Source organism: Pseudomonas sp. P867, assembly GCF_019891455.1.
GTDB lineage: Bacteria > Pseudomonadota > Gammaproteobacteria > Pseudomonadales > Pseudomonadaceae > Aquipseudomonas > Aquipseudomonas synxantha_A.
In genome coordinates this window covers 15,397-30,610 of the sequence record NZ_JAFLXB010000024.1, presented here as the reverse complement: position 1 = coordinate 30,610, position 15,214 = coordinate 15,397, and the positions used below count along the sequence as shown (strand labels likewise).

Here is a 15,214-nt window from a genome sequence, read left to right as displayed (position 1 = left end):
TCGTCCATTTCTTTCGGAGCTTGCACCATGACCTTGCAGATCGGCTTTCTGTTGTTCCCCGGCATCCAGCAACTGGACCTGACCGGCCCCTATGATGTCCTCGGTTCGCTGCCAGACGTGAAGCTGCACCTTGTGTGGAAAGACCTCGCGCCGATCACCTCCAGCACTGGCCTGGTGTTCACGCCGACCATTACTTACGCCGACTGCCCGAACCTGGATGTGCTCTGCGTACCCGGTGGCGCCGGTGTGGGCCCGTTGATGGAAGACCCGCAAACCCTGGATTTTCTCAAGGCCCAGGCACAGACAGTGCGCTACCTGACCTCGGTGTGCACCGGCTCATTGGTATTGGGCGCGGCAGGGCTGCTGCGCGGTCGCAAGGCCACGACCCACTGGGCCTACCACCACCTGCTCGCCCCGCTCGGTGCTGTTCCCGTGCACGAGCGCGTGGTGCGTGACGGCAACCTGTTTACCGGCGGCGGGATCACCGCCGGCATCGACTTTGCCCTGACCCTGGCCGCAGAGTTGTACAGCGAAGCGGCGGCGCAACTGGTGCAACTGCAGATCGAATATGCGCCGGCCCCACCGTTTGACTCCGGCCGCCCGGAGACTGCGCCCCGATATGTACTGGAGGAAGCCAACAAGCGCACGGTGGAGTCACGCAGAGTGCGTGGGGAGATTGTGGCGCGGGCGGCTGCACGGTTGGGTTGAATGTTCATCCGTGGCGAGGGAGCAAGCTCCCTCGCCACAGTACAGCGCTGCTTCTTAACTGACAGGCATCGCCGTTACTGCGCTCGCGTCTCGCCGCCTCCCTCTACTACCCGATCAACCAGCAACTGAACGCCCTCTACCATCCGGCAAATCCCCAACACCACACTGCGTTGCGAACCTTCAACCTGTACGGACCGGACACGCTGTTCAAAAGTGAGCCGCTGTCAGGGCGGAACCCTAAGTGGCCGTTACCGCAGGAATGGATATGTACTCGGTATGACTGTGTCGGCTGTCAGGCCGCCTTCGCGAGCAAGCCCGCTCCACATTTGGATCGCGGGGTGTCAGGTAGAGAAGCATCGCCTGTCAGGCCGCCATCGCAGGCAAGCCAGCTCCCACAATTGGATTGTGAGGTGTCAGATAAATGAGCATCGACTGGCAGGCCGTTACGGGAGCAAGCTCCCTCGCCACACAGAAACCTGCTTGGCTTCCCGCGTGTCGTCAGGCAGGACGCGACATCACCGCCAAGCGCACGGCCAACGCCATCAGCACCGCCGCCAAACCCCACTTCTGCAGCCAGGCGCTTTTGGTGCGTTTGGCGAAGAAGCGGCTGAGCACCCCGCCAAACATGCCCAGCAGCACGTGAAACACACTCGCGATCAGCGTCAGCACGGCGCTCGCAGGCTCTACAAAAATTGTGCTGGATACATTACTGACGCAGCAAACCAGTGATTGCTGAATGCCACAACCAACGTCTAGAATGCGAAACATTATCAATTAAGCCTGCTGCGCCAGGATGACCATGTCGAGCGATCACCCACTGGACCATGCCGCCATCGGCCAGCTATACCAAGCCCACCACTCCTGGCTGCGCGGCTGGTTGAGCCGACGCACCGGCTGCCGTGAACACGCCGCTGACCTGGCGCAGGAAACCTTTGTGCGCCTGCTCAACGCGCGCAAGCAACAAACCCTGCAGCAGCCGCGTGCTTACTTGAGCAGCATCGCGCGCAGTTTGATGATCGACCAATACCGACGCCGCGAACTGGAACGTGCCTACCTGGAAAGCCTGGCGCACTTTCCTCAAGTCGAGGTGCCGAGCGAAGAAACCCGCCTGCTGATCCTCGACAGCCTGGCGCGCATCGACCGCTTGCTCGACCAGCTCAAGCCACGGGTGCGCGAGGCGTTTCTGTTGGCCCAACTGGACGGCCTGACCTGCGCGCAAATCGCCCTGCGCCTGGGCGTGTCCAAGGCCACGGTGGAGCGTGACCTGTCCAAGGCACTGCACGCCTGCTATCGGTTACGTTATGCCGAATGCTGATCCGCGCCTGGTGGACCAGGCCATCCAGTGGATGATCAAGCTGCGCTTCAACACCGCTGACGACGCCAGCACGGCGGCCTTTGAGCAGTGGCTGCACACCAGCGCCGCGCATCAACTGGCGTGGCAGCGCGTGGCGACCATGAATGACGACTTCACCCAACTGCCGGCGCATGTCAGTCGCCATGCCCTCGATGGCGCGCGCCAACGTATCAGTCGGCGTGAAGGCTTGAAGCTGCTGGGCTTGTTTGCCGGCGCCGCCGGGTTGGCCTGGCTGGGTCGCGACTACACGCCCCTGCCCGCCCTGATGGCCGACTACCGCACGGCCACCGGCGAGCGGCGCTGGGTGGCGTTGAACGATGGCAGCAAGGTCCAGCTCAACAGCGCCAGTGCCATCGATATCACCCTGAATGCCGAGCGGCGTCTGGTGAACCTGCGTCAGGGTGAAGTGTTGGTCAATACCGGCGCTGACAACCGTCCGTTCTGGGTGCACACCCGCGATGGTTACCTGCGCACCCTCGGCACGCGCTTTGTGGTACGTGAAGAAGCCCAAGGCACGCTGCTGGCTGTGCAGCAGGGTGCGGTCGCGGTGTATGCCGACAGCCATGACGCCAGCGCACGCCAAATGATCAAGCCGGGCGAACAGGTGCTGTTCAACCGTAGCGGCATTCGCCCTTCTCCCACCAATGGCCTGGATCCCTGGGCCTGGAGCGACGGCGTCATCAGCGCCCACAATATGCGCCTTGACGACTTCCTGGCCGAACTGGGCCGCTACCGCAACGGCTTGCTCCGTTGCAGCGAAGCCGTCGCGGGGCTGCGGGTTTCGGGCACCTATCAACTGGAAGACACCGATCAGGTACTCAAGCTGGTGGCGCAATCGTTGTCGATCAATGTGACCTACCGCAGCCCCTATTGGGTGACCGTCTCCGCTCGGGTTTGAGCGGCCGAAAATAAATGAGGTGAATTCTCATTGCCATTCGACCTGTAAGGAAAGGCCGATCAACAGGCCGGTGTTGTCCACTTCCTTCAGGAGCATCCCGCGGTCATGCAAGCGTTCCCCTCCAAGCGTTCCCCCCTCAGACACGCCCTCAATGCCACTCTTCTTGGCGCGTGCGTGGCAGCCAGCGCTTTGCCGTATACCGCAACAGCCCAGGAACCCGGCAGCGAGCGCCAGGCCCGCGCCTGGAATATTGCGCCCGGGCCTCTGGCCGGCGCCCTTGATCAGTTTGCGCGGCAGGCCGGTATCAGCCTGTCGTATGACGCGGGCAGCGTGGCCGGCAAAAGCAGCCCGGGGCTGAGCGGCACCCTGGCCCCACAACAGGCCCTGAGCCAGTTGCTTCAGGGCCAGGGTTTGCAGGCGCAAAGCCAGGGCCAGAACGCCTGGTTACTGCTACCTCAGCAGCAAGCCGGCTCGGCACTGAGCCTGGGTGCCACCACCATCACTGGTGATCGTCTGGGCGCCACCACCGAAGGCAGCGGTTCCTACACCACCGGTGCGGTGACCATCGGCAAGGGCGAACATAGCCTGCGACGCACGCCGCAATCGGTGAGCGTGATGACCCGCAAGCTGATGGATGACCAGAACATCACCACCATCGACCAATTGCTGGAGCGCACGCCAGGGATCACCAGCTACGAGTCGCCCATGGGCGGCAAGTATTTTTACTCCCGGGGCTTCAAGATGCTCGGTCAGTACCAGTTCGATGGTGTGCCGCTGGACATCGGCAAGGACTACATACAGGCCGACAGTTTCAGCGCGAACATGGCGATTTATGACCGGGTAGAGGTGCTAAAAGGCGCCGCCGGTATGCTCAAGGGCGCCGGCACCGCCAGCGGTGCAGTGAACTTCGTGCGTAAGCGGCCCCAAGCCACCCCGACCACCAGCCTCGGGCTGTCGGCAGGCACCTGGGATAACTACCACGCCGAACTCGACACCGGCGGCCCGTTGAACGACAGCGGCACGGTGCGCGGCCGTGCGTCGGTCAGCCAGCAGAATCGTGGCTCCTACATGGACCTTGCCAAGCGCCAGGACCAGGCGTTTTACGCGGCGCTGGACATGGATGTCAGCCCTGACACCACCCTAGGCTTCGGCGCCAGCTATGAGGATGTCGACGCCACACCGTGCTGGAGCGGCCTGCCACGCTACCGCGACGGCAAAAGCCTCGGCCTGAGCCGCTCCACCTGCCTGGGCCAGGCCTGGAACGATTGGCAAAGCCAGCGCACCACGCTGTTCGCCGATCTGACCCATCACTTCAACGACGACTGGAAGCTCAAAGTCAGCGCCGTGCATAGCCGCAACCTGCAAGACATCAAATACGCCGCCAGCGAAAGCACCGTGGACTATGGCAACCCGGCCCCTACGCTCACCAGCTACGCCGCGCTGCTGGATTACGATCACAAGGACTACGGCCTGGATGCCTACATTGATGGTCAATTCGAAGCGTTTGGCCTGCAACATGAGTTGATCCTCGGCGCCAATGGCAGTCGTGGCACCCAGGACGATGTCTACGCGATCCGCAACCTGCCCCAGCGCCAAAGCGTTTTCAACCCCAACCACCACTTCCCGGAACCTGCCGACGATACCTTCTGGCCCAACATGTACCGTGGCGGCACGGTCAAGGAAACCGCCACCCAATACGGCGCCTACGCCACCTTGCGCCTGCGCCTGGCCGAACCGTTGATGCTGGTTCTCGGCAGTCGCGTCAGTTGGTATGAAAACCGCCGTGAGTCCTTGAACCTGGCCTGGGGCGAGTGGGCCGACCAGGATGCACGCACCAAGGAAACCGGCGTGGTCACGCCGTTTGCCGCGCTGATCTACGACCTCAATGACAACCTTTCGGTGTACGCCAGCTACGCCGATATCTTCCAGCCACAAAGCTCCTACGCCACGGTCAGCGGTTCGACGCTCAAGCCGAAAATGGGTGAGAACTATGAGCTGGGTATCAAGGGCGAATGGTTTGACGGGCGCCTCAACAGCTCCCTGGCGCTGTTTCGCGCCATCGAAAAAAACGCCGCCCAAACCGATTTCGAGACCCGCTGCGGCAGTTCCTCTGACGGCTACTGCTACACCGACACGGGCAAAGTTCGCGCCCAAGGGGTCGAGGCCGAGCTGAGCGGCGAATTGCTTGAACGCCTGCAAGTGTTTGGCGGCTACACCTACACGCAAACCAAGAACCTGAAGAACATCGACAGCGCAGCCGAAGGCGCGGTGTCCAACACCTACGTACCAAGGCATATGCTGCGTTTGTGGGGCGACTACCAGTTGGACGGTGCACTGTCAAAATGGACAGTCGGCGCAGGGGTCAACGCCCAAAGCAGCAACTACCGGTTGCAAACCATCAAACTGGAACAGGCCGGGTATGCGTTGTGGAATGCGCGCATTGCGTATCAGGTGGACGACACCTGGACTGTGGCGCTCAACGGCAACAACCTGTTCGATAAAAACTACTACCAGACCGTGGGTACCTCAGGCTGGGGTAATCTTTATGGAGAGCCGCGCAACCTCACGCTGAGCCTCAAAGGCAACTTCTAAACATCAGCAGTCCTTGCACCAGAGCCGGCAAGCCGGCTCTGGTTCGACAACACCCCTTCCCCGCCCTGCTTCTGTCAAAAAAAAGCTTTTTTTCGCTGGCAGGCAAATCCCCACGTTTGTTCCTACACTCCAAAAAGCCATCATCGATTCTCGATTTTTCTGAAAGCACGGCCTCTCATGTCAATAAATCGTCATATCATGGGGGCCTCATGAGAGCCATTGAAGGCAACGGCAAAAAAAGCCAAATCATTGACACGGAACCTCAAGGAAGCCACTATTTAGCCATTACTCCGTAAATTCCTGCGTCTGAACAGGCATTACGTATTACCCAGCAACTGCAGTTGTTCGATTTGCACCACTTGTAAAGCAAACCTGCCTTATGGATGAGCAAAACGAATAGGAACGTTCTGGTGGTGTATTGAGGATCTGATCTATGCGCGGTAAATCGTCGGTCGATAGCCTGTTTTTGACTCGTCCCGGTTTCGTTGAGTTTTTTGTCGTCTTCGTAAAACTGATCCACGGCCTCACTGCTGTAGTGCCGGCAATTATCCTGTTGTTCTACCCGGAACCCGTCGCCGAGCACATGCGCAACCACTACCTTGGCCTGCTGGTATTCTTTGCGCTCTTGACCATCATTCTGTTCCAGGCCCTGGGGGTGTACTCCGAGGATCTGTTCAGCAATCGCCTGCGTTTTCGCGTGATGCTGGTGGCCTGGGTCTCGGCGTTTTGCATCCTGCTGTTCATGTACCAGATTCTGCTCCTGTTCCCACAGTTGAGCCCACGCAACCTGGCGGCCTGGTTCTCCATGAGCCTGGTGCTGTTTGGCGTGGAGCGGATATTGATGCTGCGCCTGTATCGCCATTTGATGAAGAACGGCAAATTCTTGCAGCGTACGGTGATCCTGGGTTTTACCGAGACGGCGGTGCATGTGGCTGAACACCTGTCGCGCAACAGCGATATCCGTTCCGGCCTGATCGGCTTTATCGACGACCGTACCGAGCGCATTCCCAAGGAATTGAGCCGCCTGCCCTTGCTGGGCAATACCCGCGACCTGGAAAAGCTGATCCGCTCCGAACAGGTCAACCAGGTCATGATCACCCTGCCCTGGGCTGCCGAGCAGCGTATCAACGGGCTGGTCAAACGCCTGCGGCAGATGTCGGTGAACGTCATGCTGGTGCCCGACATGGCTGCCTTGCGTTATGGGCATAACCGCATCACCGATGTGGGCGGCATCCTGATGTTCAACACCTCGCAGTTGCCGCTGCGCGGCTGGTCACCCTTTATCAAGCGTTGCGAAGACCTGCTGCTGGCCAGCCTCGGCCTGTTGTTGCTGTCACCGGTGATGCTGGCGACGGCCATCGCGATCAAACTCGATTCCAAGGGCCCGGTACTGTTTCGCCAGAAGCGCTTTGGCTACAACGACAACCTGATCCGAGTGTTCAAGTTCCGCTCGATGTACGTGGAACAGACCGACCTCAACGCCGAGAACCAGACCACACGCCAGGACCCGCGCATCACCCGGGTAGGCAGGATCATTCGCAAGACCAGCATTGATGAGCTGCCACAACTGTTCAACGTGCTGCTGGGCAATATGTCGATGGTCGGCCCGCGCCCCCACGCCACGGCTACCAAGGCCGCCGGGATTCCGTTCGAGCAAGCGGTCAGCGAATACAGCTCACGCCACCGGGTCAAGCCAGGCATCACCGGCTGGGCACAGATCAATGGCTACCGTGGCGAGACCGACACCCTGTTCAAAATCCAGAAGCGCGTCGAATACGACCTGGAATACATCGCCAAATGGTCGGTGTGGCTGGATCTGTACATTGTTTTCATGACGGTTCCGGCCGTCCTTTCCACCAAGGAAGTCTATTGATGAACCCTCTTAACGGATTGATCCCGTGCATCATCTCCGGTGGTTCGGGCACGCGGCTGTGGCCGGTTTCGCGGCAGAACATGCCCAAACCCTTCATGCGCATGCGCGACGACCAGAGCCTGCTGCAGAAGACCTTCCTGCGCGCCAGTCACTTGCCGGGGGTGGACAGCATCCTGACGGTAACCAATCGTGACCTGCTGTTTCGCACCCTTGACGACTACCGCGCGGTGAACACCCAGCGATTGGCCCTGGAGCTGCTGCTGGAGCCGTTTGGCCGTAACACCGCCGCCGCCATCGCCGTGGCCGCCTTGCATGTGCAGGAGCATTTCGGCGCTGAAGCGCAGTTGCTGGTGATGCCCGCCGATCACCTGATCCTGGATGAAACGGCCTTCGCCCAAGCGGTGGAAAAAGCCCGTGCGCTGGCCGAGGCCGGTTACCTGGTGACCTTTGGCATTCAGCCTGACCGTGCCGAAACCGGCTTTGGCTATATAGAACAAGGCGCAGCGTTGGGGGCCGGGTTTCAGGTCCGGCGCTTTGTCGAGAAGCCCGATCTGGCCACCGCCCAAGGCTATCTGGACGGCGGCAAGCACCTGTGGAACGCCGGCATGTTCTGCTTCAAGGCGGCCAGCCTATTGGAAGAATTGGCCAGCCACGCCCCGGCAGTGCTGGACGCAGCCAAGGCCGCACTCGAGCACAGCCAGAGCCTGCAGAACAGCAGCAGTCGCCAGCGTGAGCTGAGCCCGGAAGGTTTCGGTACCGCGCCGGACATCTCCATCGACGTGGCCCTGATGGAAAAATCCGCAAAGGTCGCGGTCGTGCCCTGCAACATTGGCTGGAGCGATATCGGTTCCTGGGAAGCGCTGCGCCAACTCACCCCCAGTGATGACAATGGCAACCAGATCAATGGCGAGGCGATCCTGCACGACGTGCATAACTGCTACATCGACTCGCCCAAGCGGGTACTCGGTGCAGTGGGCGTGCGCGATCTGATCATCGTCGACACCCCGGACGCACTGTTGATCGCCGACGCGCACCGCAGCCAGGACGTGCGCTATATCGTCGCCGAACTCAAGCGCCAGAATCACCCGGCGTTCAGTCTGCATCGCACAGTCACCCGCCCGTGGGGCACCTACACGGTGCTGGAAGAAAGCACGCGCTTCAAAATCAAGCGCATTGTGGTCAAGCCAAAAGGCTCGCTGTCCCTGCAAATGCACCATCACCGCAGCGAGCATTGGGTGGTGGTCAGCGGCGCAGCGATGATCACCAATGGCGAGCGCGAAATCCTGCTCAATATGAACGAGTCCACCTATATTCCCGCCGGCCACAAACACCGCCTGACCAACCCCGGCATCATCGATCTGGTGATGATTGAGGTACAGAGCGGTGAGTACCTGGGCGAAGACGACATCGTGCGTTATGACGACATCTACGGCCGCGCGCCGGTGGAAGAGAAACCCTGATGCGCACGTCCCTGATCATCCCCACCCGCAACGCGGCCAGCCATCTGGACCGCTTACTGCCGGCGCTGCGCATGCAAACCCTGCAACCGGACGAGATGCTGGTGGTCGACAGCGCATCGAGCGATGACACCGTGGCGCGCTTTCGCGAGTTTGGCGCGCGCGTGGAGGTGATTGATGCCCGCGACTTCAACCACGGCGGCACTCGGCGCTGGGCCAGTGAACAGGTGGGCGGCGACGCTTTGATCGTCATGACTCAGGACGCAATCCCCGCCACGGCCGAGACGTTCGCCAACCTGATCGCCGAATTGCAACTGGAGCCGCTCAATGGCGTGGCCTATGGACGGCAGCTGCCGCACCCCGGTGCAGGGGTGCTGGGGGCACAGTCGCGGCACTTCAATTACCCGGCGGCCAGCCGCAGCAAAAGCCTGGCCGATGCACCGCAGCTGGGGATCAAGACCTGCTTCAGCTCCGACTCGTTTTCGGTGTACCGACGCAGCGCCCTGCAGGCGGTGGGTGGTTTTCCCCAGGATGTGATTGGCAGCGAAGACGCCTACGTCGCCGCACGCATGTTGCTGGCCGGCTACCAGGTGCGCTACGCCGCCAGTGCGCAGGTTTATCACTCCCACGATTACCGCTTGCTGGACGAGTTCAAGCGCTACTTCGATATCGGTGTGTTCTACGGCCGCGAGGCGTGGATTCGCCAGGCGTTCGGCGACGCCGGCGGCGAAGGTAAGCGTTATGTGCTGGCCGAACTGCGCGCATTGCGCGAGGCGAACGCGCTGCACCGTGCGCCAGAAGTAGTAATGCGCAGCGCCTTTAAATTGCTGGGTTATCGCCTCGGCCACCTTGAACGCCACTTGCCCAACTCGCTTAAACGGCGTCTGGGCATGTTTTCCACCTACTGGACTTGAGCCGTCATGAAGACTACCAACCGACGTTCCCGTCTTACCCTGCTCAGCCTCTTGAGTGCCTCAATCTGGCTGGCGGGCTGTTCGACCCCCGCGCGGGTGCCGCTTCCTGACAACAATACGCTCAAGGCCGGCCATCAAGCGGCGCTGACCCTGGCCGACCTGCCACCACCCCAGGTGCTGATCCAGACCGGCGACTCGCTGCGGATCGTGCGCGACGCCCAGGAACCGGCGGCGGCCGATGACATGACCGTATTCGTCGTGCGCCCCGACGGCGTGATCTCGGTACCCAATATTGGCCGGGTCAAGGCCGCCCTGCGCACGCCCGAAGACCTGGGCAAGGAAATCACCGAGAAGTACAAGCGCATCTACCGCGAACCCGCGGTGACGGTGAACATCGCCAGCGCACCGAGCAACAAGGTGTTTATCGGCGGTGCGGTGTCTAACCCGGCGTTTTTCGACCTGGCCGGCAACGTCAGCGTCGAGCAGGCACTGCTCAGTTCCGGTGGTGTATTGCCCTCGGCGGATGCCTCCAACGTGGCCTTGCTGCGCACCGGGCCAGATGGCAAGTACAGGACGTACTTCATCAGCCTGGAGAGCATGTTGACCAACCCCAATCACCCGCGGGTGGCGTTGCAGCGCGGCGATTTGATCTTCGTGCCGCAGTCGGGCATCGGCGCGACGGTGGAGGCCGTGGATATGTACTTCACCAAGCTGTTTCCGATCAACAAGGGCATTGGCATTGGCTTGAATTACGACCTGAACAAGAGCGACGTGAAAAACAGCGGCAATACCATCTACAACAACCCAACCATCAACGCAGGCCAAGGATTATGAAGCGGGCGTCGTATCACTCGAACCAAGCGTTCCCGTCTTTCGTAAACCCCATATGCAATGGAGTGATCCTGTGATCGAAATCCGCTCTCTTCGCGACCTGCTGCGGCTGTTTTTCATCTACCGCCGCGAATTCAAACTGGCAGTGATCACCACGATCGTCGTCGCGGTGCTGGGTGCCTTCCTGTTGCCGGCTCGCTACGAGTCCGACGCGCGCTTGCTGGTCAAGCCGGGGCGGGACAACACCACCTTGCCGATCGAAGCCGCCAACCGCCAGACGCTGATTGCCCCGAGCACCCAGCACGACCCGATTGTCGACGAAGAAAAAATGCTCACGGGCCGGCCCATCGTGCATATCGTTGCCGAGCGCTATATGGCGATGACCTCCGAGCCGCCGCAGGGCTTCTGGAAGGTCACCAAGTTCTACATCAAGAAGGGCCTTGGCGAAGTCATCAATGGCATACGCAGCGTGCTGCAGTTTGTGGGCCTTGCCGAGAAGCAAAGCCCGCTGGAGCGCCTGGCGACCTCGCTGGAGAAGAACTTCAAAGCCGGTCACGAGCCGGGTTCTTCAGTGATCGAGATTTCCTTCACCTGGGACGACCCGGCGGTGGCGCAAAAAATCGTCGAGGAATGGGTCAACGCCTACCTTGAGGAACGTGCGCGGATTCTCGGGCGCAAGAGCCTGCATACCTTCTACGAAACCGAACGCGCCAAGGTGGCGGAAAATATCCAAAGCCTGAAGGACCAACTGCAAGGCCGTTTGAAGCAGATCGATTCGATCAGTGTCGATGCGCGCCTGAAGAGCCTCACCAGTCAGATCGACCGTGTCACCGACGCCAAGGTCAGCGCACAAAACCAGATCTCGGGCATTCGCAGCCTCCTGGCCAACGCCAGCCAGCAGATCAAGAGCCAGCCGGCAGACGTGGTGACGATGCGCGAAACCAGCCTCAATCCCACCCAACTGGACCTCAAGCGCCAGCTCAATGCGCTGCAAGTGGAACGCGCACGCCTGTTGCGCACCTACCTGCCGGGCACGCCGCAGGTCAATCAGATCGAGCAGAACATCCGCGACATTGAAGCCCTCAGCGCTCAGGAGGCTACGCGCCTGGAACGCTCGCAAAACACTGCGCCCAACAGCTTGGTGATCAACGTTAAGCAGCAAGTGATCGACGCCCAATTGCAAGAGCGCAAACTGGCCGGGGAGATCGAGAACTACGACAAGACCCTCGCCGAACTGCGTGACCAGCGTGACAAGGCGATGACCGATGAGCCGGAACTCAACAAGCTGAGCCAACAACTGCGCGCCGCCGAAAAAAGCTACGCCTTGTACTCGGACAATCTTGAACAGGCGCGTATCGATCACGAACTGGACAACAGCCAGATCAGCAATATCGCGCTGATCGAACACGCCACCCTGAACCCGTCACGTGTGTTTCCCAAAAGCCTGCTGATTCTGTTGTTCGCCATTCCCGCCGGCGTAGCCGTGGGCTTTTTGACCATTTATGTGCTGTACCTGCTGGACCAACGCATCCACGATGGCACCCGCTTGCAGGAGATGTTCCAGGTGCCGCTGTGGAGCAGCATCCCCGATGTGCAAGACGCCACGCCGGCCGCCGTCACCGCCAGCCTCTATCGCCTGTACAGCCTGCTGCCCCTGGAGCGCATCGCCAGTGAAGGCTTTGCCCTGGGCCTGACCTCGGCGCGGCATGGCGAGGGCGTGACGTTTATCATCGAGCAGCTCAAGCGCCTGCTGGAAGAACGTGGCCACCGCGTCTCGGTCGACGGGGCGAACGCGCCCACGGCGGGTGAAGTGCTGTTGCTGGACGCCTCGGCCTTGTCGTCCAACCCGCAGGCCTTTTTGACGCTACGCCGTGCCGACCAGATCGTGCTGGTGATCGAAGCCCGCACCAGTACCGTACCGACCATCGAAAACGCGGTGTCGCTGCTGACCACCGCGTTCGGCAAAGTCGATGGCATGATCCTCAACCGCCGCCGCTTCGAAGTACCGGCCAAGGTCCTGGCGCGAATCAACAGCTGGCGCGGTGAGGCCTGATGCGTATTGCATTGCTGGCACCTCTGCCGCCGGAGCAGACCGGAATCGCCGATTACGCCGCGCATTTGCGCAACGCGTTGATCGAACTGGGCCTTGAAGTGGTGACCCCCCTCGCGGGTTGCCAGGACCTGGCTGAACAGTTGCGGCGCTTGCAAGCCTTTGACTGGCACGGTGTGGACCTGGTCCATGCCGAATTGGGAGGTGGGCGCTTCGGTGAGTTCCAGGCGCTTGACTACCTGCGTCGGACACACCCACAACTGCCGTTGACCGCTACGGTGCATGACCCGGAGCGCTTGATCTGGCGCCGGGCCAAGCTGTTTTTCCCCTTGACCCTGCTCGAACGCCTGCCCCACCCGCTGCCCCAGGCGGCGGCGCTGCTGGCCGACCCGCTGACCTTGCACGAAGAACGACGCCTGGCCAAAGGTATGCGCCGGCTGATCACCCTCACCCGCCTGGGAGGCGACTGCCTGCGCCAACGCATGGGTCTACGCCCGCAGCAAGTGGCGGTGATTGCTCACGGCAACCTGCCCATCGCGCCTCAGGACTTGCCGCCGCTTGCGCCGCTGCGTCTGTTGTATTTCGGCTTTATCTATCGCGGCAAGGGCATTGAAGATCTGCTCCAGGCCCTGGCCCAGTCACTGGCCGCTCACCCGCAATGCCGAGGCCAGGTACGCCTGACCCTGGCCGGCGGCACCGCCCCGGAAATGACCTTCGACCCGGCCGGCAACTACCTCGACGGCCTGCGCCAACAGATCAGCGCGCTGCACCTGGAGGATGTGGTGGACTGGCAGCTGGACCTGCCATCGGCGCAGATCGCCGCTACGATCCAGGCGCACCATGTGATGGTGCTGCCCTACCGCGAATCGAAAAAACTCGGTTTCCTGGGACAGATGCGTGGCACCAGTGGCGCGCTGTCGTGGGCCAATGCCTGCGGGCGCGGGGTGATCACCTCCAATGCGCGTGCCTTTGCTGAAGAGGTGGCCGGCGGCAATGGCATCACCTATCAGCAGGGCGATATCGATTCCTTGAGCAACGCCTTGAACCGCTTGACCCTCGACCCGCAGCAGGCCCGGCAATGGGCTGCCCGGGCAGCGGAAATCGGCCACCAACGCCAGTGGGCCACCACGGCCCAACGTTTTGCCGAATTATTTCGGGATGCTTGTGAGGAGCCGTTGCGATGAATATTTCATCTGTTCGCCCGATGTGGCGCTATCTGCCGCTGGTGCTGGCAATCGCCGTGGGTGGCGCCCTGCTGTCGAGTGAGAAAGTCGATGCGCAGCCGGTGAATCTGGCCCCGGAGCGCACTGTGGTATGGAAGGACTTCCTTGGCGTGAACGCGCACTTTCTGTGGTTCACGCCCGAGCAGTACCGCCAGCAGATCAAGCAATACAAGAAACTTGGGTTGCAATGGGTGCGGGTCGACCTGCACTGGGATCGCCTGGAGCCCACAGAAGACGGTTATCAACTCAGCACCTTCGATGAACTGGACCGCACCCTGAGCGCTGAAAAAATCCGCTCGGTGTTTTACCTGGTGGGCTCGGCGCCCTTTATCACCACCGCCCCCAAGGGCGCGCAGTTCCAGGACCAGTATCGCCCGCGGGACCCCGAAATCTACGCGCTGCGCCTGGCACTCCTGGCCAAGCGCTACCCCAATATTGATGCCTGGCAGGTGTGGAACGAGCAGAACCTGCCGAACAACTGGCGCCCCAAAGTCAACGCCAAGGAGTACGGGCAATTGTTATTGGCCAGTCACCAGGCGTTGAATATTGCTGCGCCCGGCAAACTGCAGGTCATGGGCGGCATGGCGTACTACAGCCAGATGCCGCCGCGGGGCAAAACCCTGATGTTCGAAGCGCTCGGCGCACTGGGCGTGCAAAACCTGGGCATGGTCGCGGCCTATCACCCTTATTCGATGACCCCGGAAACCGATGAACCGGGCAAGAACGAAGTGCTGCTGCGCGGCGATCAACTCAATACCATGCTGCACAGCGCCGGGATCAAGAACGTATGGGCTACCGAGTGGGGCTGGTCCAGCTATGCCGGCCCCAAGGAGATGCAGGACCTGATCGGTATCGACGGGCAGGCCGACTACACCTTGCGCCGCCTGGCGTTGATGGCGTCCCAGGACTATCAGAAGATTTTCCTGTTCGCGCTGTCCGACCTCGACCAACGCGCCTCGCCACGCGACCAGCATTACGGCCTGCTGAACCTGGACGGCGAACCCAAGCCGGTATACACCGCCCTCGCCCGCTTCCTCGAGATCACCGGCCCCGCCCTTAAACCCGGCACCACGCCCAAGCTTGAGGATGTGCCGGACAGTTTCTACAGCGTGGCCTGGACTCGGCCTGACGGAAAACACCTGTTGATGTACTGGAGTGCCAAAGGCAGCAGCATCAGCCTGCCGGACATCAAACACGCAGAACTGCTGGACCCGCTGACCGGAACCCGGCAGACCCTGAGCGACGAAAACGGTATTCGCCCTGCGGTGAAGCCGAGTTTGCAGATACTGGTGTGGTAGCCCCGGGCATGGAGAG

General features: G+C 61.1%; 11 protein-coding genes and 1 pseudogene. 11 read left to right on the top strand and 1 reads right to left on the bottom strand.

What is annotated here, in order from left to right; genetic code table 11:
• Positions 1 to 27 precede the first annotated feature (27 nt).
• Positions 28 to 708, top strand: a complete 681-nt coding sequence (locus J1G33_RS27355) for a DJ-1/PfpI family protein (protein WP_223019142.1) — start codon at positions 28 to 30, stop codon at positions 706 to 708.
• Positions 709 to 1,206: 498 nt separating this feature from the next.
• Here J1G33_RS27355 and J1G33_RS27350 read toward each other — a convergent pair.
• Positions 1,207 to 1,377 (bottom strand): annotated as a pseudogene (locus J1G33_RS27350) (LysE family translocator); the annotation flags it as partial.
• Positions 1,378 to 1,507: 130 nt separating this feature from the next.
• On the opposite strand from J1G33_RS27350, the gene J1G33_RS27345 reads away from it, so the two are divergent.
• From J1G33_RS27345 to J1G33_RS27300, 10 genes are all read left to right on the top strand, one after another.
• Positions 1,508 to 2,023 (top strand): sigma-70 family RNA polymerase sigma factor, encoded by a 516-nt coding sequence (locus J1G33_RS27345; protein WP_032876877.1) that lies wholly within the window; start codon positions 1,508 to 1,510, stop codon positions 2,021 to 2,023.
• Positions 2,010 to 2,960, top strand: a complete 951-nt coding sequence (locus J1G33_RS27340; protein WP_032876880.1) for a FecR domain-containing protein — start codon at positions 2,010 to 2,012, stop codon at positions 2,958 to 2,960. Before J1G33_RS27345 ends, J1G33_RS27340 begins: the two co-directional genes overlap by 14 nt.
• A 105-nt stretch (positions 2,961 to 3,065) precedes the next feature.
• Positions 3,066 to 5,552, top strand: coding sequence for a TonB-dependent receptor (locus J1G33_RS27335; RefSeq protein ID WP_223019141.1), 2,487 nt, complete (start codon positions 3,066 to 3,068; stop codon positions 5,550 to 5,552).
• Between the two features lie 433 nt (positions 5,553 to 5,985).
• Positions 5,986 to 7,425, top strand: a complete 1,440-nt coding sequence (locus tag J1G33_RS27330; RefSeq protein ID WP_032876885.1) for an undecaprenyl-phosphate glucose phosphotransferase — start codon at positions 5,986 to 5,988, stop codon at positions 7,423 to 7,425.
• On the top strand, positions 7,425 to 8,885 hold the full coding sequence (locus J1G33_RS27325; RefSeq protein ID WP_103735421.1) for a mannose-1-phosphate guanylyltransferase/mannose-6-phosphate isomerase: 1,461 nt from the start codon (positions 7,425 to 7,427) through the stop codon (positions 8,883 to 8,885). Before J1G33_RS27330 ends, J1G33_RS27325 begins: the two co-directional genes overlap by 1 nt.
• Complete coding sequence (locus J1G33_RS27320; protein ID WP_078820824.1) at positions 8,885 to 9,796, top strand: glycosyltransferase; 912 nt, start codon at positions 8,885 to 8,887, stop codon at positions 9,794 to 9,796. The genes J1G33_RS27325 and J1G33_RS27320 overlap by 1 nt, the downstream gene beginning before the upstream one ends.
• Positions 9,797 to 9,802: 6 nt before the next feature.
• Positions 9,803 to 10,630, top strand: coding sequence for a polysaccharide biosynthesis/export family protein (locus tag J1G33_RS27315; RefSeq protein WP_032876894.1), 828 nt, complete (start codon positions 9,803 to 9,805; stop codon positions 10,628 to 10,630).
• A gap of 70 nt (positions 10,631 to 10,700) precedes the next feature.
• The gene (locus tag J1G33_RS27310; RefSeq protein WP_223019140.1) at positions 10,701 to 12,680 is read left to right on the top strand and encodes an exopolysaccharide transport family protein; all 1,980 of its coding nucleotides are present in this window, start codon (positions 10,701 to 10,703) and stop codon (positions 12,678 to 12,680) included.
• Positions 12,680 to 13,861 carry a glycosyltransferase gene (locus J1G33_RS27305; RefSeq protein ID WP_223019139.1) on the top strand — a complete coding sequence of 394 codons (1,182 nt, stop codon included), beginning with the start codon at positions 12,680 to 12,682 and terminating at the stop codon, positions 13,859 to 13,861. Before J1G33_RS27310 ends, J1G33_RS27305 begins: the two co-directional genes overlap by 1 nt.
• On the top strand, positions 13,858 to 15,198 hold the full coding sequence (locus tag J1G33_RS27300) for a beta-xylosidase (protein WP_223019138.1): 1,341 nt from the start codon (positions 13,858 to 13,860) through the stop codon (positions 15,196 to 15,198). The genes J1G33_RS27305 and J1G33_RS27300 overlap by 4 nt, the downstream gene beginning before the upstream one ends.
• Positions 15,199 to 15,214: the final 16 nt, after the last annotated feature.

Bases quoted from the DNA above. Each gene is read 5' to 3' on its own strand.
- J1G33_RS27325 (WP_103735421.1), top strand. From the start codon at position 7,425: ATGAACCCTCTTAACGGATTGATCCCGTGCATCATCTCCGGTGGTTCG.
- J1G33_RS27355 (WP_223019142.1), top strand. From the start codon at position 28: ATGACCTTGCAGATCGGCTTTCTGTTGTTCCCCGGCATCCAGCAACTG.
- J1G33_RS27300 (WP_223019138.1), top strand. From the start codon at position 13,858: ATGAATATTTCATCTGTTCGCCCGATGTGGCGCTATCTGCCGCTGGTG.
- J1G33_RS27320 (WP_078820824.1), top strand. From the start codon at position 8,885: ATGCGCACGTCCCTGATCATCCCCACCCGCAACGCGGCCAGCCATCTG.
- J1G33_RS27335 (WP_223019141.1), top strand. From the start codon at position 3,066: ATGCAAGCGTTCCCCTCCAAGCGTTCCCCCCTCAGACACGCCCTCAAT.
- J1G33_RS27305 (WP_223019139.1), top strand. From the start codon at position 12,680: ATGCGTATTGCATTGCTGGCACCTCTGCCGCCGGAGCAGACCGGAATC.
- J1G33_RS27340 (WP_032876880.1), top strand. From the start codon at position 2,010: ATGCCGAATGCTGATCCGCGCCTGGTGGACCAGGCCATCCAGTGGATG.
- J1G33_RS27315 (WP_032876894.1), top strand. From the start codon at position 9,803: ATGAAGACTACCAACCGACGTTCCCGTCTTACCCTGCTCAGCCTCTTG.
- J1G33_RS27345 (WP_032876877.1), top strand. From the start codon at position 1,508: ATGTCGAGCGATCACCCACTGGACCATGCCGCCATCGGCCAGCTATAC.
- J1G33_RS27330 (WP_032876885.1), top strand. From the start codon at position 5,986: ATGCGCGGTAAATCGTCGGTCGATAGCCTGTTTTTGACTCGTCCCGGT.